Here is a 25,205-nt window from a genome sequence, read left to right on the forward strand (position 1 = left end):
AGAAACGCCTTTCTCTGTGGCAAAAAGTGGTGACTTGCGAATAATCCTGCCGTTCGCGCGAAGGCAGAGGGGCACGGCCAGTTGGCTAGATCGCTTTTGGTTTTCCAGCTGCCCAACGCACCATGTTCTCGAACAGCTTGTCGTAACCCGACCAGTCCAGAAATGGCTTGGGGAGCCAATGCTCGCTCATGTCCGATGCCCAGGCCAAGGTATGTCCTTTGCCATGCGCGCCACTGACAAGCAGTGGGTGCCCGCCCTGTTCTTCGGACAAACGCAATAGGACCTCCGAGACACCAGGTTTTGGTATGATTTCGTTGATACCGAGCAGATAGGGCCAATCCGGTGGCACCCCTTCGAGAATCGGGTGATTTGCATGTGCAACCTCTGGGATTGCACCCTCAGGAATTTCAATGCGGTCATCATAGGGCAGACAGTCGACAGGCAACGCCGCTTCAACCGGCGTTCTGTGCCAGCGACCGCGACCGTCTATGCCCTGGAAAGTCAAGTATCCGCCGATCATGATGAGACCACCACCGCCACGCACCCAACTCTCAATCGTTTTCAGGCGGTTCGGGACGCGCTGCCCGCGCAGCCAGACATCCGGCGGCAAAAGGAGCGTGTTCGAGCCAATATCCGACAACATCAGAACATCGTAAGCATCGAGGTCCTTGATGTCATAGGGGAACGCTTCGGCGGCCTCGTGCGCTTTCATGTAGGTCACGTCAATACCGGCTTTCTCCATGCCTTGCACAAAGCGGTCTGCGCCGGTGTGGAAAGTGACGCTGCCAAACTGGTCAAATCCTTTGAAATGGTTTGCAGAGCTGACCCAGCTTTCGCCGACGAGAAGCAGTTTTGTCATCAAGAGATCTCCGGTGTTATGTAAGCGCAAAGAGCGGCGGCAGGGTTGGCAACCATGAGCTGGCTGACATCGTTTTCCGTCAGACCATGTCGCAAGAGCCGGGGCAGAAAGTGGCGCTGGACATGGGCATAGCCGTTTCCGCCAAAAGGCGTCAGCATCATTTTTAGAAAAACGTCCTGCGACAACAACAGCCTGTCCAAATAGCCATCACGGCAAAGACGCGCGATGGCGCCTGCGCAATCCTCGTCTGAGGGGCATTGGACTTGCTGGTCATCGTACCAGTAGTCCATTCCGATCATGTCATATTCAAGATACGCCCCGCGGTCTGCGAGCGCTCTTTGGTAATCTCCGTCATCCCACGACGGGTTCATATGACACAGGATGACCCGATCCAACGGCTGGCTTTCCGCTGCCACCGTGTCGAGAACATCATGCGCCAGACGTTCCCATCCGGGCAGGTGGACCATCAGGGGCAAACCGGTCTCAACGGCTGCGATTGCAGCTCCGCGCAGGCTCTTGCGTTCGTCGGCTGTGAATTCTGCGCTGACACCTATTTCCCCAATGAGGCCGATGGAAACACCGTCAGCGCCCACGCCCTCGCGGTGTTCCGCGATCAGTTCCTCAGCGACGTCATCCGCGCTCATGGCTGCAAGTGTTGCTGGATGAGAAGACTGAAGGTAATAGCCCGCGCCCATAACGACATTTAGCCCGGTTGCCCGCGCGATACGCACCAGCGCTTCGGGCGTGCGTCCTATTCCACGACAGGTTGGGTCAACCACAGTGGTGCCGCCTGTTCCGGCAAATTGCAAAAGCTCTGCAACAGCGAGGGCTTCGTCATTCAGCGCGCAGTTGTCGCGACAGGCAAAGGGGTCGTTCTTCAGTTGCGACAGGATTTCCGCGCTCACTGGGAGGTCGCGAACTGGAGATGAAAAATTGGGATCCCGGCCGCGCCACCAACAGCTGCAATCGTTCAAAATATGCTCATGCATGAGCGTTGCTCCAAGCGCATCGCGTGGCACAGGACCGAGCACCGTGGACACGAATTTTGAAGGTTGCTTATGCATTGGCAGCCTCCGCGTCCGCGATCAATGGGGCGTCATGAAAAGCGATTTCAAGCTCAGTCACATGTCCAAATAGAGCGCTCAAACGGGCGCGATGCTCAGGTAAGGCATAGCGATCAATCGCATTCTTGAGCCAAAGCGCTTGTGCCTTGAAAGCCGGTTCGGCGTGGAGATCTACCCAACGGCGGATATGGGGATCAGCAATACTTGTCGACGCGGCATGGGTGCACCACGTCCAATACATCCATTCAGCTGCAAACATTGCTGTAACGATCTCGGAAAAATCGCCCTGCTCTGCGATTGTCAGCATTCCTTCGTCGAATGCGTCGACAGCAGGCGGCCTCGGAAAGTCCGTCGCGACCGCCAACTCTTTGAAACTTTGGTCGAAATAGGGTAGTTGGTCCCGCGCAAGTGATTGCTGCACGTCGATAAGCCAGGATTTGGCATTCAGATCGGGCGCCCGTGCCGTGGCATAGGCGAATATCGAAATGGCGGTTTCGACAAAGTCACGCTCATAGATAAGATACCGATGGTAGGCAGGCTTAGGCAACGTACCGTCGCTGATCCCACGGACAAAAGGGTGATCAAGCATGCGCTGAAGCACCTCAGCGTTGTCTTCCAAGATCAGATCCGACAATGCAGTCATGTTGGATCAAGCACCGGTCGTGCCGCAGCCATCAGTGCAGAAACCCGTTTTGCCTCAACCGGATTCCACCAGACGCCACCTTCCTTGAGCGATGACGCGACGATCGCGGCGTCCACTGTTTCAAGGATAGCACCTACGTTTTCGGGTGTAACGCCCGAACCTACAAGAACCGGCAAATGAGTGGCGTCACGTACTGTCTCGATCTCGTCGAGTGCGGCGCTGTCACCGGTGCGTTGACCGGTCGCAATTACCGCGTCGGCGTCAAAGAAAGCCAAGTCTCGGGTCAATTCTGTGACAGTTCTGTCGGCAACAATCGCATGGCTTCCATGTTTGACGTGGCTGTCTGCAAACACCCGAATGCCTTCGGCCCGCAGACGGGAACGATACCTCAAGGCTTCGGCGGCGCGGCCCTCCATGAACCCTTCATTTGCGACATAGGCATTCGCCCACTGGTTCACCCGGATGTAGGACGCACCCGAAGCCGCCGCGACGGCGAAGGCCGGGATCGGTGCGTTGGCCAGAACATTGATCCCGAGCGGAACGTCGAATTCGCGCGAAATGCGATCAGCCACAACCGCCATGAAAGCTGCGGTTTCATGGCCGATATCCTCGGGTTTCGAAAACGGGATATCGCCGTGATTTTCAACCAGCAGCCCGTGCATCCCGCCCTCGATCAACCGTTCCGCATCTTGTAGGCAGAAAGAGATGATGTCATTGCGCGATGCACCTTGGTAGCGTGGAGAACCAGGAAACGCCGGGCAATGGATCATGCCGATCAGGGCCTTCTTTCGGCCAAATATTTCCTCGATGGCGTTGGTAGATCTATTGGATATCTGCGTCATCGTCAGCCTTTCCGTCGTCCGCCACCGATGCGGAAGTTCGCCGTGAAGATACGCGTGTTAAGCCAGATCGCCATCAAAATGATCGTCCCGGTGACGATCTGCGTGAAAAAGGGCGAGATGTGCATCAAGATCAAACCATTGCCGATCACCGCGATGGTCAGGGCGCCAAGGATGGTCCCAAGGATTGAGCCGCGCCCGCCAAAGAGTGACGTACCTCCGAGCACGACCGCAGCAATCACCTGCAACTCGAACCCAACGGCCGCATTGGAAGAACCCGAGCCTAAGCGCGCCGCAATGAGCAGACCTGCGACTGCGCTGGCGACACCCGTCAACACATAGACAGAGGCGATTGTACCGCGCGCAGGCATACCGGCGCGGCGCGCGGCTTCGGTATTGGAACCGACGGCGACCACGCGCCTGCCATAAACGGTGCGTGAGAGTACGACGGCGCCTAGTATCGCAATGCTGACCGAGATGATCACCGGCATGGGAATGCCAGACACCTGTCCTCGGCCAAGTGCGAGAAAACCGGGAAGGTCAGGTATCGGAATCGAGTAGCCTTGGGTGAGATAGAGGGCCAGGCCGCGTAAGATTGACAGCCCCGCAAGTGTCACGATGAAAGCTGGAATGCCCTGGTAGGCCACGAACCACCCCTGTACGAGGCCAATTACTCCGCCCAGTATCAGCATGCCGACAACCACAAGCGGCCAAGGTAGCCAACCAACGGACAGAAGAATGGCGGCAACAGCGTTGATCAATGCTACTTGCGAGCCTACCGAAAGATCGATGCCCGCGGTAATGATCACATAGGTCATGGCGACAGCCACAATGAGGATGGGCGCAGCCTGTCGCAAGATATTGAGGAGATTGACCGAGGTCAGAAAGGCATTCGTCGTGGCCGAGAAAAACACCACGCAGAGCAAAAAGAAGCCTGCAATTGACAAGACCTGCGCATGTTCTGACAAGAAGTCGGCGATGGCCGAACCCTGACCGCGCTCAGTGTACTGCAGGCTCATATTTCGGCCCCTTTGCCCACGATCAGTTTTACAAGATCCTCAAGGCTTGTCTTGCCAATACTGCGCTCTGCAACCTTTGTACCCTCGTACATGACCGCGATGCGGTCGCATACTTCGAAGAGATCCTGAAGGCGGTGCGTGATCAGGATAACCGCAACCCCTCGGGACTTGACCTCGTTGATAAGGCGCAGGACGGCTTCGACTTCGGCAACGGCCAGAGCCGATGTCGGCTCGTCCATAATCAGCACGCGCGGCTCGAAGGAAGCCGCACGCGCAATGGCGATGGCCTGTCGCTGACCGCCGGAAAGCTGTTCGACTTTGGCATTCAGGCGCGGGATGCGGATGTCGAGATCGTCAAGCATCTTGCGTGCTTGAGTATGCATGCTGCGGCGATCCAGGAATGACCAGCGCGACATCTCGCGGCCAAGAAAAAGGTTCCCCATCACGTCGATATGGTCGCAAAGACTGAGATCCTGAAATACCATTTCAATATTCCGGATACGGGCGTCCGAAGGGTTGGAGAACTGCACCTCCTCGCCGTCGACCGTGATGGTTCCTGCATCCGGCACATAGGTGCCTGAAATGATCTTGGTCAGTGTCGACTTTCCAGCAGCATTGTCGCCGATCAGACCAACGCACTCCCCGGGATAGACATCCAAGTCAACACCACGCAGCGCCTCGATCGATCCGAATGTTTTACGTATACCGCGCAAAGAGATACGCGGAACTCTGTTTTTTACTGAAGCTGAACCGGAGGGCATATTGCCCCCCAGTTGGTCAATCGCGATCGTCTGCGATTGACCTGTTTTCATTCGAAGATGCTCCGGAAATCATCGACGTTTTCGGTTGTGACAATGGTGACCGGTACGGAAACGGTCGCCTCCGTGCTACCGCCTCCCGCCAGATCAGCAAGAATGCTGACCGCAGTGGCCCCCATCTGCGCTGGATCTTGCTGGATGACGGCTTCGACGTAGCCCTGATCGATGCCGCGTATGGCCTGCGCCGTAAGATCCCAACCAAACACCTTTACGTCACCGGTCCGCCCCTGGCTTTCAACCGCAGCGATGGCACCCAACAACGCGGGCTCGCCCGTGGCGTAGATTGCATTCAAGCTTGGGTTCGCAGTCATAAGGTTCTCGGCTGCTGACAAGGCGATGTCCTGCACGTTCTGGCCGTCGACGACACCGGCCACTGTGATCCCATCAACACCCTCGATACTGGCCTCAAACCCGTCTTGGCGGATGTTCTGGATCGACGAATTCAGAGCGCCCACGATACCCACCGTGGCCGAACCATCCATGTCTGAAGCAACGTAGTCTACAAAATAGTCGCCAATCATGCCGCCAGCTTCCGCATTATTAACGCCAACCTGCGCGGCTTGCGGACCTTCGGGCAACACCGCGTCAACAGCCACAACAGGAATGCCGGCCTCCACTGCCTGCTGAACTGCCGGCATAATACCGTTAACGTCTATTGCGACCACAACGATGCCATCGACACCCTGTGCGATATAGGTTTCAACAGCGCTGTTTTGCGCGGCAGGGTCATTGTTGGCATTGAAAATGACCAGTTCATTGCCGCCCGCCTCGGCAGCAGTTGTAGCACCTGCGTTCATTTGGTTGAAAAAGAGCGCCTGCTGGTTGATCTGCACAAGTGCGAAGGTTTCGGCACTTGCGTTGCTGGCCATCAGGCCCAATGTGGTTGTGGCGGCCAAAAGCGCGCCCTTCATCCCTGTTGTCATGTCATCGTTCTCCTTTGTTGGTTTGGATAGCTTTGTCTTTTTTTGCTTTTCTTTTTGTGTTCGGCGCCGCGACCGACGCTCTCTCGATCAGCTGGACTGGCAAGTATTCGACCTGGGCCAGCGCAGCGCGATTGTCCCAGTTTCCATCAAGCAACAACTCGACTGCACGCTCGCCCAGTTGTTTTGCCGGTTGGTGCACTGCGGTAATTGGCGGATCGTAAAGGTGAAGTGCCCGAGCCCCATCAAAGCTTACGAGAGACATATCCTGCGGGATCCGCACGCCCCTTTCGCGCAGCGTCTCGATAACTCCGATTGCTAGCTCGTCTGAGCCCACGAATATGGCCGTCTCCTCACCATTCGTGTCAAGCAACTCAGCAGCCAGCGCACGGCCGGATAGCATGTCGTGGAGACCGGAAAGAACCCGCACATTGATGGTTTCCCCAGCACTGCCTTCCTTAAGACCGCGTTCCAGTCCTTCGGCGCGCAGTTTCGTGGACATAAGTGCCGGATCTCCACCAAGGTAGGCGACCTTGCGATGTTTCCAGTCGGAAAGATGGCGCCCAGCAAGGTACCCACCCTGCTCATTATCGGCGAACAACTGCGGCGCGCCAGCACCAGGAACGGCCTCATCCAAGATGATTGTCTTGGGCAACGCCGAAAGCGCCTCCGCTACGGCAGTGCCAGGCCTTCTGTTTGTACAAAAGACGACACCATCCGACCGATCGTCCGAAGCCATTTCGAGGACGGCAATTTCGCGCGCTTCTTGGTTGGAAGTTGCGTGCAACTGAACGATTTTGCCGCGGGCAGAAGCCGCATGTTCTACGGCAGAGGCCAGCAAGGCAAAAAATGGATTTGCGATATCTGGCAGAATCAATGTTATCGTGTCGGACCGACCAAGACTGAGGCGCCGCGCATGCGGGTTGGGGCGGTAGCCAAGATGGCGCACAGCCCTTTCGATGCGATCCCGTGTTTTTTCGGGCAGTTCCAGTGAGCCGTTCAGATGGCGCGACACGGCTGTTGGAGACAAGCCCGCCTCTTTTGCAACATCTTTCAAGCTCGCCGGCATTCGCCTCTTTCCAATCGATCCGCAATTAGATAAACCGATTTACTAAACCGCATTACAAGGATGGTCAAGCGAGGTGGCATATCAATGATCCAAGTTCCGCCTGATGCATATTTTCTATGCGCTCCTTGTGGTCAAAATCAGTAAATGAGTGCGAAGGAAGAGAATTTGCGTCGCGCATTCGTCTTTGGAAACGCTGCTGTTGACGAAGTGTTCCAAGTCCGTGATTTGCCGGTCGCGGGAGAGTCAGTCCTTGGCACGACGGCAAGCATGGGCCTTGGTGGAAAGGGCGCGAACCAAGCAATCGCGCTGGCTCGAACAGGAATGCCGACAACGCTTTTGTCTGCAGTCGGCTCTGATTGGTATGGGCGCGAAATCACCAAGGCCCTATCTTGTGAACCACTTGAAACCGAACTTTTCGAACGTAAGGATATTCCGTCCGACCGTTCTATCGTTTTTGCCCAAGAGCATGGCGATAATGTCATCGTCACGACCAACGCATGCGCCCGCAGTATCAGCGCCAACGAGTGTATGTCCTTGCTGGAACACTGCCGCGCGGGAGACGCGGTTTTGCTTCAGGGCAACCTCAGAACGGACGTGACGGCAACGGTTTGCCAAGAAGCGCGACGGCGTGATGCGTTCTTGGTTTTGAACCCATCGCCGTTCGACACAGCATTTCACGATCTTCTGAACTTGACCGATGCTCTCTTTGTCAACGAGTCAGAAGCCTTTTCACTGACCGGGCTGTCAAGGCAAGAAGCCTTGGCGGCGCTTTTGCGCGCCGGGCCTCGACAGATCGTTCTGACGCTTGGCTCGGAAGGGTCATTGCTGGCCTGCAAAAGCGAGGTGATCCATGTTCCGGCAATTAAAGCCGAGATTGTTGACGTGACGGGTGCAGGAGATTGCTTCGAAGGTGTAGCAGTAGGATCCTCTCTTCGGCGCGGGAACAGGATTGATGAAGCGGCCATCATTCACGCGACAAAAGCTGCAGGTCAGACCATCGGTGCGCTGGGGGCATCGCAAGCGTTTCCAAATAAAAAGGTCATTGAGAGCTTGGTGCAAAACTCCGACGCGGTGTGAACGATAAAATACAAGGCTGGTTTTGGCCAAAAGAGAGACCAGGGTTTGTCAGCGCATCAGACCCGATTGGCAGCACTGGATCTCAAACCTATTCCGGGAAATGAGCGCTTAATTTGAGCGGCGAATTGTTGATCACACAATTGGCGAGCGGCATATGCCTGACGAGGCTCGGGTGCCTGTACCATTCCGCCGCTTCACCCTTTACCAACGGCGTCGAGTTTTGCGTAGGAATTCACGACAAAGCAACGCCCGAAGAGAAAGCACATTGGTGCCTGCGCTCCCCTTTGACGAGGTGGTCAACCCTTTCCTCGGGCTCGCCATCGTTGTGTTTTCCTTCGCCTTATCGGCGGGAACATTCACACGCCAATTGAATTTTTCTCGGCTCGGCAGCATCACTGGCGGACTTGCTACCAGCGTGTGCTTCACATGGGAGATTTAAGTCACAAGTTTTGGTGATTTCGCCCCTTGCCGACCTTCGCAACTTGGGCGCCTCGCTTACGATCACTGCCACATCGCTCTCGATCATCGACGTGACAGCACTGCGCTGACTCAATCCAGCATAAAAATAGAGGAGGATCATTGTTTTCAAAATACTTTCGGCGCAATTTTGTCGGGACTTCTCGTATCAGATTGCAACTCGGGTTTGGAAATCGCGTCACACCAATTGTCGTCTTGGAGATTCAGACCCGCGTGGCCTTTCTTCTCAACATCCGCAGTCCGGCAAACCCAGCAAATCCGCTTAGAAAAAGCGGGAGGCCTGCCGGGAGGGGAACGGTCGAAAGCTCAAACGCGGTTTTCCCTGGAAAGCCGACATTGACCGTATTACCAACAGGTCCGTCGTTGGAAAACTCTGAAAATAGAAGCGGGAAGTAACCGCCGTAACCACCAAAGGCTAATTCGTCATTTGGAATTGGTGATACAGGACTTGTTCGCCGAAACAAGGCGTCTGCAAAAGACACGGATTTGTCTGTTTCAACTGTGAAAGCGTCTCCGCCCAAGGACGTATCATCAAATACCCACCCCCCGCCAAGGACCGGAACGTCCACGTTGGTTGACTGGAGTATTTCAATGGTAAGACCAGACCCATCATTGGACCCAATTTGCAAACCGGAGATCGTGCCTGCAACAATGCCTTCGCTTGTTCCATCAACAGCATCGAACGACCAATTGTATGTCAGAGCACTCGCGGCATTTGCCAAGAAAAAGAGCGCCGCTACAGCTGCCATCAGCAATCTATTCATCCAAATATACCCCAAATTAAAAAATAAATGTGGCAACCCGCGACTGGCCTGTCAATCTCCCAGCTTGAGACTGGCCTATCCACATTTAGAGACAGCAAATAATCTGAGCAGACATATCGTGTGCGCATTTTGGACCAACTATTTTAGCCTGAAGCGTGTCGCTTTCTCAAATACACTCACCAAAGTACCAAGTTGTTATCGACTGCAACGACACTGCATAAATCAACTACTTTTGCGTAAGCCGGGGCCGCGGCGAATAGATTAATGACCTAAAACTGGCGCAAAGTGCACTGCGCAAGTAAACGTCAGCGACCCGCCAAAAGCACAAACCATCTTTCGCACTGCAAGGCCGCGTAGCTGACCCGGCCTTGAATGCTTTATTGCATGGCCAGAAGCGCAGCATTGCCACCTGCGGCGGTTGTGTCGATGCAGAGGTGACGTTCATGAACACAAAGATCTTTCATTTCGCTTGTGGCAATCAGTGGAAGTAGCGCTCCGTCGCGGCGTGCCAAAGCCTCTCTGGCGAGACGCAGATCATCCGCCTCGGACCAGAGGACCACAGCTGCAAAACCCTGCAAGCTGTCCAACGCTGATCGTGGTAAAAAACCGGCAAGGGTATTTGGCCCCCTCGCAGTTGGAGCCACTCCGACTGCGACGCATCCCATTTGCTGCGCAATCCCCATCTGCGCTTCTACATCTTCTTGTGTTGGACCAAGGCACAGGATCGTCCCCTTGGCATAGAGCGACCAACGGTTTGATTCACCGGTTGGACCGGGCATGTTGATGGTTTCCAGCGGCTCGTGAGTATTCGCACGAACAGAACTTAGCATGGCCTGGACCTGTGGAATATCCGCCTGCGGACCATGCGCGGACTGATGTTCGGGGCGCGTAAACCGTTTGAATCGTTTGACATAGTGCGGGCCACCTGCTTTGGGGCCTGTGCCGGACATGCCCTCTCCACCAAAGGGTTGCGACCCGACGACCGCCCCAATCTGGTTGCGGTTCACATAGAGATTGCCAACTTTCAAACGGCTCGTAATGCTTTCCACCCGGTCATCAATCCGGGTGTGCAAGCCAAATGTCAGACCGTATCCGCTGGCATTGATGTCTTCGACGATCGCATCAATCTGATCAGACTGAAAAGTGCAGACATGCAGAACTGGTCCAAAGATTTCTTTTTCCAGCGCACCGATGCCGTCCACTTCGATTACCGCCGGGCCGACAAATATACCGTCTTTTGGAACATCAAGTTGTTTGAGCAGCTTACCCTTTTGGCGCGCGGCGTCGATGTGATCGAGGATCCCTTGTCGCGCGTCATGTGTAATCACCGGCCCAACATCCGAGGACATACGCCAAGGATGAGAGACCTCCAATTCATTCATCGCACCATAGAGCATCTTCATAAAGTCGTCTTCGATGTCCTTTTGAAGATAAAGCATCCGCAAAGCGGAACAGCGTTGTCCGCAGGACCGAAACGCAGAGTCGACGATATCGCGCACAGCCTGTTCTGGGAGAGCTGTTGAATCGACGATCATCGCATTTAGTCCACCGGTTTCGGCAATGAATGTAGAATCCGGCTCCAAGGTAGATGCGGCAGCACGATAGATCGTCTGCGCAACACCGGTTGAGCCCGTGAAACAAATCCCGCTTACGCGCGGGTCAGTGGTGATTTTGTGTCCAATCACGGCACCTGTGCCTGGTACAAGTTGCAAGGCTGTCTCGGGAACTCCGGCCTCATGCATCAACCGAACACCGATCGACGCGACAATCGGTGTCGGGTCCGCCGGTTTCGCAATTACACCGTTACCGGCGGCCAAAGCGGCCGAGATCTGGCCGGAAAAGATTGCCAGCGGGAAATTCCACGGCGAAATGCAAGAAACGATTCCACGCGCCTCAAAGTCCCCCAAACGCACGGCTTCAGCTCCGTAGTAACGCAGGAAATCAACGGCTTCACGAATTTCTGCAATGGCGTCCACGGACGTCTTGCCCGCCTCGCGACAGAGGGCGGCAAATATCTCGCCTGCGTTTTGTTCGAATAGATCGGCCGCCTTGTTCAAAACAATTTGACGTTCCTGTGGCGAAACTCCCCAGGGTGTCGCATGACTGAGCGCCAATTCCGCCTCCGCCAACCCGGCCAGAGCAACGGTACCGATTTTTTCATTCTGCGCGTTTGGGCTGAACACTACGCTCGACTTTGCTGGATCTTTTAAACCAACGATCATTGGCGTCACCGTCCATTCATGTGATTTGAACGCATCGCGGGCCGTTTCGAAAGCGGCCAGGTGATCAACATTGCGCAGGTCCCAGCCTTGAGAATTAGTGCGCTCAGGCTGATAAAGGGCTTCGGGTTTTGTCGCCCCTGACCGAGGAAATGCAGCATCACCTTCTGTGACCCAAAAGGGATCTGCCGCAATTTCAGAAGGATCAACCTCATCGTCCACTATCTGGTTCACAAAGGATGAATTCGCACCGTTCTCCAAAAGCCTGCGGACCAGATAAGCCAATAGATCACTGTGCGCTCCAACCGGTGCGTAGATCCGGCATTTGGTGTTTTCCCGGTCTAGAACGATTTGATGCAGGGTCTCTCCCATCCCATGCAACCGTTGAAACTCGAAAGTTTGGGCGTTGTTGGCCATTTGAAGGATGGCGCAGACGGTGTGGGCGTTATGCGTCGCGAATTGCGGGTAAATCCTGTCCGAGTGGTCCAGCAGTTGTTGAGCAGAGCAGATATAGGAAGCATCTGTTGCAGATTTATGTGTGAAAACCGGAAAATCAGGCAGGCCTTCAACCTGTGCAAGCTTGATTTCCGTGTCCCAGTAAGCGCCTTTCACCAGGCGCACCATGATCTTGCGATCCAGCTCTTGAGCCAGTTGGTAGAGCCAGTCAATGACCGCAGGCGCGCGCTTCCCGTAGGCCTGGACGACAACGCCAAAGCCGTCCCATCCAGCAAACCGTGTGTCGCGCAACACCGCTTCGATCACGTCCAGAGACAGATCGAGACGGTCCGCTTCTTCGGCATCAATGTTGAGACCCAATGCTGCTGTTTTTGCCATCAGCGTCAATTGGACAACACGCGGAACCAGTTCCTCCATGACGCGCTCTTTTTGACTCACCTCATAGCGGGGGTGCAGGGCAGACAGCTTGATCGAGATGCCAGGGTTCTCACGAGGATCGGCATGTTTTGCGTGGCGACCAAGTTGCGTAATGGCATCCGCATAGGAGGTAAAGAAAGCATCTGCGTCCCTGGCCGTTAGAGCTGCCTCGCCTAACATGTCATAGGAATAGGTAAACCCTTTTTGCTCCATACCCTTGCCGCGGTTGATGGCATCAGAAATCGTCTCACCCAGCACAAACTGATGCCCCATCTCCTTCATCGCGCGTTTGACCGCGGTGCGAATTACCGGCTCCCCAAGGCGTTTGACCGCGGACCGCAGTGTATTGGCCAGACCTCCCGCGCCCGGATCCTGCAGCACCTTGCCGGTCAACATCAGCGCCCATGTAGAGGCGTTCACCAGGGATGAACTGGATTGTCCGAGATGTTGCCCCCAAGCCGAAGGGGCGATTTTATCTTCTATCAACTCATCGATGGTGTCTGAATCCGGAACCCGCAAGAGGGCTTCGGCGAGACACATCAAGGCGACCCCTTCATCGCTCGACAAACCATATTCAGCAAGAAACACTTCCATCAGACCCGGCGTACCACTGTCACGAATGTCCTGAATGAGCTGTGCTGCTGTCAGGCTTGCCTGTTTGCGCTTCTTCGAATCCGGCCCATGCGCTTCAACGAGCGATTTCAAGACTTCGGTTTCATCTGCCAAATGCAATTGTCTGATGCGTGTTCTAATGTTGGCTAGCTGGCTCATTTGGGGCTCCGTTCATACTCACTTTGGATAACATGAAAGGTGCAGTCGATTTAACTTCGTTTCTCAAATTTGCCGGAAATTCGACTTTTAATTGTCGGTATACAAGACATTATTCCAATATTTTGCAGTTATCGAAGGCGAAGCGATTTCTACATAACTTGATTTCTCTAGGGCAGATTTCTATTCACGCACGATCGATAGCGGCCAAAGAAGATAACAGGCAAATTGTGCTCACACCTGCAGGCGTGGAATCTCTCCTTGGCCAGCCCAAACACTATTAACAAATCCCGGTTCACAAACCGTATGCTTAGTTTGCTTATCGCTCGACCAGTCAAAGCGATAACCGTGTTTTAAACTTTGCGATGTTGGCTTGAACCGGGTCTTGGGAGAGTGCATCTAGCCTATGGATCGGGGTATGCTTGTGGTTCCCTAAGCAACAGAAACAAACCTAAGGATCGGCGGAACAGGATGAACACCAAGCACTGCAAATGAGGATGACATCAAAACTGATTGTGCAAAACATGCGATGAGGATGACGGCTGGTGCAGCCATCAAAGCGTAAAATCTGGTTCGATATGCAACAAGTGATCCACTACTTCGGACATTTAGTTAGTCCATTCGAGAGCCACGGATCGTTACAGCAAAGCCTTTGGAGCAGCGCAATGATGAAAAGGCCAGCGTGACTGTAGTCAAACCTGCACCTGGACCCTGCGTCCTTCGCGAGCAGACTGTTCGATCGCGGCGATCAGCTTATGCACTTCAAGAGCGGCGCGCCCAGTAATCCGTGGGGGCCGGGCTTCCCTTAGGGCGTCGGCAAAGTCGGAGATCAAATCTCGATGCCAGTCGCATGGGAAATCCATCGGATCACTGCCACCTCCAGTCGATGTCAATTCGCCCACGGTTTCGCTGGAGCCATCGCGCCAATGCACCACCAACTCTCCTCCCGTTAGCGCGGCAGAGCCATTTTCCGCGTCAATCACCAATGATTCCTGAGAGCCAGGAAAAGCCGCCGTGGTTGCCACAACTGATCCGACGGCACCACTTGCAAAGACAATCCCTGCTGTAGCAAAATCTTCCGCTTCCATCTGGTGCAAATCTGTTGTGGCGCTCAGCGCCTGAACTTCCTTCGCCTTTCCGGTCACACTCAGCATGAGATCCAGAGCGTGTATCGCCTGCGTAATCAAAACACCGCCGCCATCTTGCGCGTAAGTACCTCGGCCGGGGGCATCATAGTAGGCTTGATTGCGCCACCAAGGCAGCGCCAAGCGCACCGCCCTAATCTGCCCCATCCTTCCGGAGCGTACAAGTTGGGCAAGCGCAACGCTACCAGCACGAAAACGGTGCTGGAGCACGACTCCCAAAGTCACACCGGCGGCTTCGCACAAATCAACCAACTGTTCGGCACGGGGCAAGTCGCGCTCCAACGGCTTTTCCATCAAGATATGCTTGCCAGCACGTGTGAATTTGGTTGTCAGATCTTTGCGAGCGTTCGGTGGCGTGATCAAAATCACTGCATCGACGTTTGGATCTTGGCATATCGCCTTCACACTATGATAGGCGGACCAACCGGTAGCCTCAACCTGACCGGCCAGTCGTTCCGCATTTCTCGTATAAAGTCCGGCAATACGGATTGGCCCTTCGAGCTGCCGTAAAGCCGCTATATGTGGCTTGGAAGCCATGCCTAATCCGACCACTGCGACTGAAATGACTTTACGAACCACGACTTGAAACTCCCAAACCAGCAAGCCCACCGTATTTCCGGTCGCTCCATTACATAAACGATTACTGGATGATCAGGGTGCGGGCTGTGCTGTAGATCGTCAAGATCATACTGACCACGGTTCAGCGAGGTGTTCCGCCTTGTGTGCACTATCCTTTGCCGCGATCACGACAAATCATTTGGCATCCGCAAGACGTTCAACTACCTGAAACACCTCAAATTTTTTTTGCAGCTATTAGCCGTGCCCAACGTAACCGGAATAGACGCCAAAAGCGCCGACGATGATCAAGCTCATGGCCCAGACCAGATCAAGGTTGAACCAGCTTTTTGAGATGAATTTGAGACCAAACCAAAAGTAAACAAAGACGGCGACCGCTGCGCCAATGGTAGTCATCGCAAACGTATGGGCCAGGGCGACCAAAAACGCGGTCATGACATCAGAGCGCATCAATGCCTGAGCTGCGACATGGCCGTTGGCGGAGACACCGCCGGACTCCAGCAAACCGCAAATTCCCAGATAGATTGGCACCAGCATGAGCCCAGCACCATGTGCCATAGCGGCTAGAAAAGACCAAAGTCCCAGCTTGGCCGGATGAACCCGTGCCAGAAAGCGGGGGTGACGCTGGTTGATAGCCAGATAGATGCCCATGGCAATCACGAGCAGGCCGGCGCCAATGCGTATCTCTGTCTCGCGCTCGACTAGAAAGATCAACATGCTGAACGGCAGCAAGATCGCCATCATTGCCAGAAAGTGCCCCATCGCCAGCATGGCTAGCGCTTTGGGCATTGCGTTGGCGCGCCTTTCCATAAGGGCAGCGGACACAGCAAGTGGCCAGCCCATGCCTGGGTTAACCCCATGATAGAAGCCGGAGAAAATGACGGCCCACCAAAGGGCCGCCAATGTCATGTCATCCATGTTTTAGACCGACGGGTAACAGAAGCTGTCAGTCGAACAGTCACCCCCTTCAAGACGGATTTGATGAGCGCGCGTGTTTTCAGGGAAGTCGATGTAAAAATCAGGATCAAGAGCAAAGCTACCATCCTCGCCGACACGCGCCATTACCATCTGCCCGCCTTCCTGATGTGGGTAGAATTGATTGTCCCATGAGGAGTAAAGCGAGTTGGTCCAATATACGCGCTTACCGTCGCGACTGATTTCAACCATTTGCGGGCCGTAGATGAAGGCGCCGCCGGAAGGGTGCTTGGTCTCGCGCGCAATGCCGCCAAGTTCTACCTTGCCATTCAGCACAGGGTTCATCGGGTCAGAGACATCGTACTGATGCATTTCCCCAAGCCCCCAGCAAGCAACGTAGAGATACTTGTCATCCAGACTAAGATCGATATCGGTTACCAGCGGAGGCACTGCGCCGAACCCCTTCAAGAGCTCCGGCAGGTTTTCCGCATCTTCCGGACGCGGATCAATGGTGATCGTTTTCTTTGATTGCCATTTACCGTCGTCGTCGCGCCACCAGGTGAAGATCGCGCCTTGCAGATTGGTTGTATCCACCACAACGCCGCAGAAACCGTAGGATTTGGTCGGATCATGCGCGGGGCGGATTTCCAACGCCATTTGATAGTTTTCACCAAAGTCCATGGTCTGAATGTTTTTGCGCGCGCGCAGATCCCAGAAATGGATGCAGTGGCCGTATTTATTGCTCAGCAAGTCTTCAGGCACGACACCGTTTTCATATTGTGGCGGCAGGCCCCATTCCGAACTCACCATATAATCCTGTGGCAAGTTCCACCAGAAATCGTAGTGTTTGTCTTGCTGGCCACGGTCCATCTCGTAGCGACCAATAATTTCAAAGGTCTCGCAATCCATGATGAAGATCCCCGGAGGGCCATCGGTGCCGTCTGGCCCGCCCCCACCAAGCGTGGAGACATAGATGCCTTCCGGACCACAATGAATTGTATGCGGTCGCGAATAGCCTGTTTTGGCAAAAAGCTCTTCGGGCTCAATCACTTTGTGTATCTTTGCCTCGAGCGGTTCTTTCACGTCGAAGATGTAGATGCGCGAGGATCGGATGCCCGGCACGATCAGGTAGCGGCGCTCGAGAAAAGCGTGCCCGGTCAACGGCGACAGAGCGGATGAACAGGCGTTCCACCCAAAGTGGTGGAATTCATCTCCCGTCGTGGGGGTTATGACCTTGTGCACAATCTGACCATAGGTTTCTGAACCCTGTCGAAGATCGACTACCGCAAGCCCATCGTGTTGGCTGGCGTCTTTGCCCAACATCACTGTGAAAGCGAAATTTTCTGGCGGGGCTTCCATCGCCAGTTTAGCTGACGCGTGAAACGTCGGATCCGGTCTCATTGGTTTGTTCATTTTAGTTCCTCCCTGCGTTTTCCCCACCCTTTATGAGGATTGAAACATCGTGACGTTGGCTTCCTCCTCAAGCCTCAGACACGTTGCATAGTTGTATGGCACCGCTGATGTTTATAGCGAGCTGGATCAACTGTTTGCCAATAGTTTGCCGAAAATCGGCGCCAAACCTGCGCACCGGGCCCACGGCGCCGACACTGAAGGTGGCGCCAATGTTGCCGATCGTAACGGGGGCCGAGACGCTGGAAATACCAATGTCGATCTCCTGATCACAGTCGGCAAAACCTTGAAGGCGGATCAACTTAAACTCCTCGAGCAATTCGCCTCGCGTCACTTTGGTGTGTTCCGTGAACGCCTTCAGGGTGCCGGACATAATCCGCTCTTGAAACGCTTCTTCCGCGAAAGCCGCAATTGCTTTCGAGCAGGAACATGCATGAAGAGGGCGCTCGCCAATACCTGGATGAATGAAAGCGCGGCCGGGGTCTTCGGGTGTTTGCACGTGAATGATTTCGACCTTGTCGTTGCGAAACCGCGCCAGAAACACGGTCTCATTGAACTGTGACGCCGCAGCTCTCAAGAGAGGCGCCGAGACCCTACGCACGTCCACGTCCGATTTGCCAAGCAAAGCAATCCGGATCAGCTTTTCGCCAATGACATAACGACCATCGTTTTGCGGTTCGTCGATCAGGCTTTGTTCCAGCAATGTTTGCATCAAGCGGTAACATGTGGGTTTGGGAATGCCGGACGCTGATTGCACTTCTCCTGCCGTTACCGGTCTTCCGACAACGGCAATAATCTCGAGCAGATTGATGAGGCGTTCCAGGTGCATTCTGACCTCGCGTTTCAAAATTCGAGAACTCTTCTCACATAATGAGAATTGAATGGGAAAAATCAAGACTTATTTACAAGGGCATCTAAAGCATGAGGCGCATTTTTTTGCCTTGGCAAAAGAAAAATCGCGCAGAACTGGGTTCGGTTATCCGATCACATGAATACGCGTTGGCAGCAATCAGACTATTGATCGGGTTTCATTTTGGAAATCAGATACATTTTGGTCGGCGCGTCGGTCGGTTCATCCAACTCCAACGCTCGGCAGCACTCCCAAAACTATGCACCAAAACCACGCTTCAACACTACTAAACTTGTCATCAAAAAGTGACCAGAGGATTAGCAAATCTCTAAAGCGACTGGACTACTAAACACTTATGGAGAGTGGATTTGGCAAAAAATTCCGAAACTTGGATGATTTTTCTGGGATGGCTTCTGATTGGTTTTGGGAAACTGATTCAGAGCACCGGTTTTGCTATTTTTCGCGACGTATGGAAGAAGTCACAAAATTTGATATCTCCGCGCTTCTGGGCAAAAAGAGAGATATCATACCCAATGAAAACCTTTCCGACCCAAAGTGGATCAAGCACCGTGACGACCTGAAAAATCATCGTCCATTTCGGAACTTTGAGTACGAAATGCGCAGGCCGCATGATGGAACGCTTCTTTGGATCAGGATCGCCGGAGAGCCACAATTTGATGAAAGCGGAAGGTTCACAGGCTATCGCGGAACGGGACATGACATCACACAAGAAAAAGTCGCGATGCAACGGCTTGAGGAATCAAACGCGGCTCTAGCTGCACGGAACAATGAACTCGACCAAGCAAAGAAGTTGATCGAGAAAACCGCATACGAAGATCCTCTCACCAACCTTTTCAATCGACGCGCTTTTGAACGCGACATGAAACAGGAGCTTTCTGATGACCGCCGTGGTCTTGGCTTACTTCATGTCGACCTTGATAGGTTCAAGTGGGTGAATGACACCCTCGGGCATCCTGCTGGTGACCACGTTTTAAAGGTCTCAGCGCAGCGGCTTAAAGACACAGTTGGAGAGAATGGCACCGTATACCGTGTTGGTGGCGATGAGTTCATGGTGATTCTTCGTCGTAACCCGACCGTCGATTTGTCAACTTGCCTTGGGGATACGATTGTCTCGGCGATGGCGGAACCGTTTCATCTGGTTACACATCAAGTGACAGTCGGAGCGAGCGTTGGAATCGTGATTGCGGAGGCTGGCGAATTCGATGCCGGGCAATTGGTCAATCACGCCGATGCCGCTCTTTACGAAGCAAAACGCAGTGGTCGGAATGAATCTTGCCTCAGTACACCCAAGTTACAGGCACGCATTGATGACGAACGACGCCTCTCACGCGACATCCCGGGAGCCCTTGAGCGTCGGGAATTTGTCCCATTTTTTCAACCGCAGATTGACGTAGTTTCAGGAATGGTATGCGGTGCTGAAGCTCTGGTCCGATGGAAACACCCAGAGCGAGGTCTCCTGCAACCAATCGCATTTCTGCGCACAGCAATCGAATTAGGTCGGATTGATCAAATTGATCGGCTTATTTTGCAGACATCAACAGAGGTGATTGATCGTTTTGAATGTCGGGGCATCGCGCTGCCTTCGTTATCGATCAACGTGAGCGAAGCACGCCTTGCTGATCCCAACCTGTGCAAGGAAATTGAAAGTCTTTGGCACGGGCGGCGCTGTCAACTCGCAATCGAGCTTCTGGAGACAATCTACTTTGACGAAAGCAGCGGGGTAGATCAGTTCAGCGATAGTTTGCGCAGGTTGCGTGAAATGGGAGTGAGAATCGAAACGGATGATTTTGGCAGTGGACGCGCGTCCATTACGGGCCTGCTCCGCATATCGCCCGACCGCGTCAAGATTGACCGCACTCTTATCCAAAAGGTTGTTGGATCTCGCAAACAAAGAAGCCTTGTTAAAGGCATCATTGATATGTGCCACGCGCTGGACATCGATTGTATTGCAGAAGGCGTAGAAACTCAGGCGGATGTCGACGCCATCGTCGAATTGGGATGTCGCAAATTTCAAGGGTTTGCCTTCAGTGCTCCACTTAGCGAAGATGACTTTGAGCGATATCTGACAGGACAAAAAATCGCACCACAACTGATGCTGAAAAATAACATTGCTCCTCACAAGGGTAGCTTCGCAAATGGTTCTCACTAGGGGCGCGGTTTTTTGCAGTTAGTCGCGCAGCCGGATTGGAGCCGTCTACGAACGATCCGCTGGGTGGTCCTGATCCTCTCAGGTTGCGTCCAGACACAACTCTTGGACAGGTGCGGTTTTTCTTGCAGCCTTCGCGAATGGATTTGGCGACCGCGCAGGTTGATGGTGTTTTCCGGTTACTAAACTCGGGCGATTTGTTGTAGATGATGCGGTTGCAACCGGAACTAACTACCGAATTCAAAAGCCATTTCCAGCGTAGGATCTGGGCGGTCGCAGCGAAGAGAAATTCGTCTTTTGCACCGCTTACGCTAAAATTGTTAGAGGCGATTAATACCGAGATTGGGCTTAAGGCGGGGCGACCTTCTTTCTAAGTTTCATTGAGATGTCACAGTGAAGGGTGTTGGCGGTGTCCACGGTCGGCGTTTGGGGTACCGATCAAACCGTTCTTTCGAACGTTCGAGAACGGTTTTAGTTGATCCGACTTCGGCCTGACAGATCGACCTTGTCGCCTCGACATCCACGATTGCTCCATTGTTGTGTGTGGAATAGAAAGTTAACGGAACTGCCCAAGAATGCAGGCCCTGTGCATTCCGCCAACCACTGGCAGACGGGATCGGAATGGCACGTAAACTTGGGCGGAGCTTCGGTGGCGGAAAATGGCGAACCTTACCGAGCAACAATACATGGCGCGATGCACGGACAGTCAGCAGGTGACACACGGCTTGGGAGACAAAGGACGGAACGACCTTGCTCTGCAAATAATTGAGCAAATGGATCTAAACTTTGTCTGCCAGAGGGATGTAGTTCCGAAAGACCGCTTGAACCTACCAGCCAAGTGCGCAAAGCACTTTGCAATCCACCAAATGAAAGAGCTCAAAGAACGGACGTGCTGCAGCATTAATCCGCATGTTGCAGGTCTGCTTTTCGAAGACCGAACAACCGAACTCTTCTTTAAAACGTAGATTCTACGGACGAACGCCGAAACGGTCAGGTCGCTTTCCTCGATTAACCGCCGGATCGGACCGACAAGCATCAATACCTAGATCGGGCAGAAGGTATTCAAGTATCTAATCTTGCGTTGTTTTTTGCCGAGCGATGCAAAAAATGCATCGGCCTAATGAATTCTTAGCATTGGAAGTGGACGCAGCAATATCCGATCCTCCTGCCTTAAACCAAACAGCTTTTTACTTATCGCGGGGAAACTGCCATGACCGAGACCACCTCACGACGGAACTTATTGAAAATGGGGGCCGCTGGGGCTTCCATGCTTCCCTTCCTCAAGGCAATGCCCGCAGCCGCCCAGGGCGCGGACACGATGGTTGTCGTTATAGGACAAACGATCAATTCGCTGGATTTGCACCGCACCGGCACCAGCCGTGCTGCCTATCAGGTCGGTATCAATTGCTACGACCGGCTTGTGTCCTTTGGCACCAAAGAGGCCATTGGCGGTGGCTATTCCTACGACTATTCCGTGATCGAGCCGGAACTGGCAGAAAGCTGGACAGAATCGGAAGACGGCACAACGCTGACTTTCAAGCTCAAGCCCAACGCGACTTTCTGGGATGGGCGAAAGGTGACCGCGCAGGATGTGAAATGGTCCTTTGATCGCGCCGTGTCAGTGGGTGGGTTCCCGACGGTCCAGATGAAGGCTGGTGGGTTGGAGCGCCCAGACCAGTTCATCGCCGAAAGCGAAGATGTTTTTGTCATCAAGCTTGACCGCCCGTCCAAGCTGACCATTCCCGATCTGGCGGTGCCGGTTCCATACATCATCAATTCGGTCGAAGTTCTTGAAAATGCCGCCGAAGACGACCCATGGGGCCTGGAGTACCTGCACACCACGCCCGCCGGATCTGGCGCGTTCAAGGTATTACGCTGGTCGCCGGGTGAGCAATTGATCTATGAGCGCAACGATGATTGGGCTGGAGGCCCGCTGCCAGCGCTCAAACGCGTGGTGATCCGCGAAGTACCCAGCCCCGCCACCCGGCGCGCGCTGGTCGAGCGCGGAGACGTACAGATGGCTTTCGGTATTCCCGATAAAGATGCTGCAGAACTGGCTGACACGATTGACGTTTTCTCGACTCCTGTGGAGAATTGCATCCACTGTCTGTGTCCGAACTTCGCCTTCGAGCCATTCCAGGATGCCAATGTGCGCAAGGCCATCGCCTATGCAGTGCCTTATGACGATATCTTCCAGACGGCTGCTTTTGGTCGGGGCTTGCCGCTCTATGGCGGAGAGGCCGAGATCGCGGATGGCGACATCTCATGGCCGCGCAAGACGCAGTATTACACCGACCTTGAGAAGGCCAAGGAACTAATGGCAGCGTCTGGTTACCCGGACGGGTTCGAAGTGCCACTGTCGATCAGTCTTGATCTGGCATCCTGGATGGAGCCGACGGCCTTGCTCGTGCAAGAAGCACTTGGCAAGATCGGTATCACTGTCGAGATCGAAAAGATCCCCGGTGCAAACTGGCGTACTGCAGTCCTTGTCGAAAAACGTCTGCCGTTGCATCTGGAGAACTTTGGTGGCTGGCTGAACACACCCGACTATTATTTCTTTTGGGCCTACAAGGACGGGCACCTGTTCAACTCATCCAACTACCGCAATGAAGAGATCGAGCAACTGGTTGACGACAGCCTGCATATGCCCATGGACGATCCCGCCTATGCACCGATGATCAAACGCATGTTCGAAATCGCTCTGGAGGATCTGCCCCGCATCCCGCTCTATCAACCTGCGTTGAACGTGGCGGCCAATGGGGCCGAGGGTTATGAGTTCTGGTTCCACCGCCAACTGGACGTACGCCCGATTTCGGTGACCTGAGCCATGCTGGCCAGCCATCCAAGGTCGCGCGCGGTGCTATTGCGCTGCGCGCAGGCCATTCCCGTGGTGATCGGGGTGGTCATAATCAGCTTCTTGCTGACCCGCGCCTTGCCTGGTGACCCTGCGGTTTACTTCGCAGGGGTCATGGCGGACGAAGCCTCTATCGAGGAAACGCGCGTCGCCATGGGGCTGGACAAACCTCTGCCGCAGCAGTTTTTCATATATGTGGGAGAGCTGTTGCGCGGCGATCTGGGCATGTCGCTGACGTCCGGTCGCCCCGTGGCGACGGATTTGGCCAACCGCTTGCCAGCCTCGTTGGAACTTACGCTGACTGCATTGATCTTGGCCTGCGCCATCGCGATCCCATTGGGTGTTCTGGCAGCCACGCGCCCCGGCACCTGGGTGGATCACCTGTGCCGCGTGGTTGTCACCGCAGGCGTCTCACTGCCGACTTTCTTTACCGGTATCCTCCTTATCTTTGTCTTTTACTACATTCTGGGCATCGCGCCTTCGCCTTTGGGGCGTCTGGATTTTATCTATATCGAACCAGACCACGTTACTGGTTTCTACCTGATCGACGCGGCCTTGATGGGGGATTGGGAAACCTGGCGCGGCGCCGCCAAACAACTGGTTCTCCCTGCTGGCACGCTTGCATTGTTCACCTTGGCGCCCGTCGCCCGTATGACGCGCGCGGCAATGCTGACGGCGCTGTCGGCGGATTTCATCCGCACAGCACGGGCGGCCGGGCTGTCAGGACGCAAGGTGCTGTATGGCTACGCGTTTCGCAATGCGCTGTTGCCGGTGGTCACAACCCTGGGGATGGTGTTTTCTTTTGCTCTTGGGGCCAATGTGTTGGTGGAAAAGGTATTCGCGTGGCCGGGTATTGGATCATATGCAGTAGAAGCGCTGGTGGTTTCTGACTATGCCGCAGTGCAGGGCTTTGTTCTGGCCATGGCGCTTTTGTTCGTGCTGCTCAATCTGGTGATCGACCTGCTCTATACGGCGATTGATCCACGCATCGGGTTCGAAGCAAGATGACCGACACACCCAATTCAGCGAAGCCGGACAATGCTTGGGCGCATATGGTCTATGTGCTGCGCGCCAACCCGGTAACGTTGTTGGCCTTTGCAATGTTCGCCTTCCTGATCTTCTGTGCGCTGCTCGGGCCGTCCGTTGTCCCCTATGATCCGCTGCAAACCAATGCGTCCAAGGCACTGCAAGCGCCAAGTCTGGAGCATTGGTTCGGTACCGATCAGGTTGGACGCGATGTGTTCAGCCGAGTGATCGTCGCCACACGGCTTGATCTGACCATATCCGTGGCCGCCGTTGCCCTGTCCTTTGTGGTCGGCTCGCTGTTGGGTGGGGTCGCGGGCTACTGGGGCGGCTGGTTGGATGCGGTACTGAACCGGTTTCTGGACACAATCATGGCCTTTCCACTGTTCGTGCTGGCAATGGGGATCGTAGCGGCTCTAGGTAACACCATCGAAAACATCATCTATGCCACCGCCATCATCAACATGCCATTCTATGCCCGCCTTGTGCGGGCAGAGGTCAACATCCGCCGCGATTCCGGCTTTGCGCACGCCGCCAAACTGTCGGGCAATTCAGATCTGCGGGTGCTGGCTTTTCACATCTTTCCGAACGCGCTGCCACCGATGATGGTTCAGGTCTCACTCAACCTTGGCTGGGCCATCCTGAACGCTGCGGGCCTGTCGTTTATTGGTCTGGGTGTGCGCCCGCCGACCCCAGAATGGGGGATCATGGTGGCCGAAGGGGCAAACTTCATTGTGTCCGGCGAATGGTGGCTGGCGGTCTTTCCCGGCCTCTGGCTGATGATCGCGGTCTTTACCTTCAATCTGTTGGGCGATGGGCTGCGAGACATCGTTGACCCGCGCAAGAGGACATAGAC

19 protein-coding genes and 1 pseudogene are annotated in these 25,205 nt (G+C 54.4%); 5 read left to right on the forward strand and 15 right to left on the reverse strand.

The features are described 5' to 3' along the window. Nucleotides 1-85: 85 nt before the first annotated feature. From AB8B75_RS10560 to AB8B75_RS10595, 8 genes are read right to left on the reverse strand one after another with little or no spacing between them, the layout of a single operon-like run. The gene (locus tag AB8B75_RS10560) at nt 86-859 is read right to left on the reverse strand and encodes a glutamine amidotransferase (RefSeq protein WP_405362057.1); all 774 of its coding nucleotides are present in this window, start codon (nt 857-859) and stop codon (nt 86-88) included. Further along, a complete protein-coding gene (locus AB8B75_RS10565; RefSeq protein WP_405362059.1) occupies nt 859-1,923 on the reverse strand; it encodes a phosphotriesterase in 1,065 nt (354 codons plus the stop codon). Before AB8B75_RS10565 ends, AB8B75_RS10560 begins: the two co-directional genes overlap by 1 nt. After that, the gene (locus AB8B75_RS10570; RefSeq protein WP_405362061.1) at nt 1,916-2,566 is read right to left on the reverse strand and encodes a TenA family protein; all 651 of its coding nucleotides are present in this window, start codon (nt 2,564-2,566) and stop codon (nt 1,916-1,918) included. Before AB8B75_RS10570 ends, AB8B75_RS10565 begins: the two co-directional genes overlap by 8 nt. After that, a complete protein-coding gene (locus AB8B75_RS10575; protein WP_405362063.1) occupies nt 2,563-3,408 on the reverse strand; it encodes a BtpA/SgcQ family protein in 846 nt (281 codons plus the stop codon). Before AB8B75_RS10575 ends, AB8B75_RS10570 begins: the two co-directional genes overlap by 4 nt. A gap of 2 nt (nt 3,409-3,410) precedes the next feature. Beyond that, entirely contained in the window at nt 3,411-4,424 is a 1,014-nt protein-coding gene (locus AB8B75_RS10580) for an ABC transporter permease (protein ID WP_405362065.1), read from the reverse strand. After that, nucleotides 4,421-5,236, reverse strand: coding sequence for an ATP-binding cassette domain-containing protein (locus AB8B75_RS10585; protein WP_405362066.1), 816 nt, complete (start codon nt 5,234-5,236; stop codon nt 4,421-4,423). Before AB8B75_RS10585 ends, AB8B75_RS10580 begins: the two co-directional genes overlap by 4 nt. Then, the gene (locus tag AB8B75_RS10590; RefSeq protein ID WP_405362067.1) at nt 5,233-6,165 is read right to left on the reverse strand and encodes a substrate-binding domain-containing protein; all 933 of its coding nucleotides are present in this window, start codon (nt 6,163-6,165) and stop codon (nt 5,233-5,235) included. The genes AB8B75_RS10585 and AB8B75_RS10590 overlap by 4 nt, the downstream gene beginning before the upstream one ends. Before the next feature lies 1 nt (nt 6,166). Beyond that, nucleotides 6,167-7,231: a LacI family DNA-binding transcriptional regulator gene (locus tag AB8B75_RS10595; protein WP_405362069.1), complete on the reverse strand. Its 1,065-nt coding sequence runs from the start codon at nt 7,229-7,231 to the stop codon at nt 6,167-6,169. A gap of 144 nt (nt 7,232-7,375) precedes the next feature. Between AB8B75_RS10595 and AB8B75_RS10600 the strand changes: the two genes are divergently transcribed. Further along, nucleotides 7,376-8,308 (forward strand): ribokinase, encoded by a 933-nt coding sequence (locus tag AB8B75_RS10600; RefSeq protein WP_405362071.1) that lies wholly within the window; start codon nt 7,376-7,378, stop codon nt 8,306-8,308. A 680-nt stretch (nt 8,309-8,988) separates the two neighbouring features. On the opposite strand, the gene AB8B75_RS10605 is transcribed toward AB8B75_RS10600, so the two are convergent. From AB8B75_RS10605 to AB8B75_RS10630, 6 genes are all read right to left on the reverse strand, one after another. Next, the gene (locus AB8B75_RS10605; RefSeq protein ID WP_405362072.1) at nt 8,989-9,549 is read right to left on the reverse strand and encodes a VPLPA-CTERM sorting domain-containing protein; all 561 of its coding nucleotides are present in this window, start codon (nt 9,547-9,549) and stop codon (nt 8,989-8,991) included. A gap of 377 nt (nt 9,550-9,926) precedes the next feature. Continuing rightward, nucleotides 9,927-13,412: a bifunctional proline dehydrogenase/L-glutamate gamma-semialdehyde dehydrogenase PutA gene (putA, locus tag AB8B75_RS10610; RefSeq protein ID WP_405362074.1), complete on the reverse strand. Its 3,486-nt coding sequence runs from the start codon at nt 13,410-13,412 to the stop codon at nt 9,927-9,929. 689 nt (nt 13,413-14,101) lie between these two features. Further along, complete coding sequence (locus AB8B75_RS10615; protein ID WP_405362076.1) at nt 14,102-15,163, reverse strand: Gfo/Idh/MocA family protein; 1,062 nt, start codon at nt 15,161-15,163, stop codon at nt 14,102-14,104. A gap of 204 nt (nt 15,164-15,367) precedes the next feature. Then, entirely contained in the window at nt 15,368-16,048 is a 681-nt protein-coding gene (locus tag AB8B75_RS10620; RefSeq protein WP_405362077.1) for a hypothetical protein, read from the reverse strand. A gap of 3 nt (nt 16,049-16,051) precedes the next feature. Beyond that, nucleotides 16,052-17,458, reverse strand: a complete 1,407-nt coding sequence (locus AB8B75_RS10625) for a selenium-binding protein SBP56-related protein (protein WP_405362078.1) — start codon at nt 17,456-17,458, stop codon at nt 16,052-16,054. Between the two features lie 67 nt (nt 17,459-17,525). Beyond that, nucleotides 17,526-18,284: an IclR family transcriptional regulator gene (locus AB8B75_RS10630; protein WP_405362079.1), complete on the reverse strand. Its 759-nt coding sequence runs from the start codon at nt 18,282-18,284 to the stop codon at nt 17,526-17,528. 427 nt (nt 18,285-18,711) lie between these two features. Here AB8B75_RS10630 and AB8B75_RS10635 point away from each other — a divergent pair, with 427 nt between their 5' ends. Continuing rightward, nucleotides 18,712-20,475, forward strand: coding sequence for an EAL domain-containing protein (locus AB8B75_RS10635; protein WP_405362080.1), 1,764 nt, complete (start codon nt 18,712-18,714; stop codon nt 20,473-20,475). A gap of 419 nt (nt 20,476-20,894) precedes the next feature. Here the strand turns inward: AB8B75_RS10635 and AB8B75_RS10640 are convergent. Beyond that, nucleotides 20,895-21,129: pseudogene (locus tag AB8B75_RS10640) on the reverse strand (IS5/IS1182 family transposase); the annotation flags it as partial. Between the two features lie 553 nt (nt 21,130-21,682). Here AB8B75_RS10640 and AB8B75_RS10645 point away from each other — a divergent pair. Genes AB8B75_RS10645 through AB8B75_RS10655 form a run of 3 tightly spaced genes read left to right on the forward strand, consistent with a single transcriptional unit; the run spans nt 21,683 to nt 25,203 of the window. Next, the gene (locus tag AB8B75_RS10645) at nt 21,683-23,296 is read left to right on the forward strand and encodes an ABC transporter substrate-binding protein (RefSeq protein WP_405362082.1); all 1,614 of its coding nucleotides are present in this window, start codon (nt 21,683-21,685) and stop codon (nt 23,294-23,296) included. A 3-nt stretch (nt 23,297-23,299) separates the two neighbouring features. Continuing rightward, entirely contained in the window at nt 23,300-24,334 is a 1,035-nt protein-coding gene (locus AB8B75_RS10650; protein ID WP_405362083.1) for an ABC transporter permease, read from the forward strand. After that, the gene (locus AB8B75_RS10655; protein WP_405362085.1) at nt 24,331-25,203 is read left to right on the forward strand and encodes an ABC transporter permease; all 873 of its coding nucleotides are present in this window, start codon (nt 24,331-24,333) and stop codon (nt 25,201-25,203) included. The genes AB8B75_RS10650 and AB8B75_RS10655 overlap by 4 nt, the downstream gene beginning before the upstream one ends. Nucleotides 25,204-25,205 lie beyond the last annotated feature (2 nt).

Origin of the sequence: Roseobacter sp., from assembly GCF_045106495.1 — a bacterium.
Lineage (GTDB): Bacteria > Pseudomonadota > Alphaproteobacteria > Rhodobacterales > Rhodobacteraceae > Roseobacter.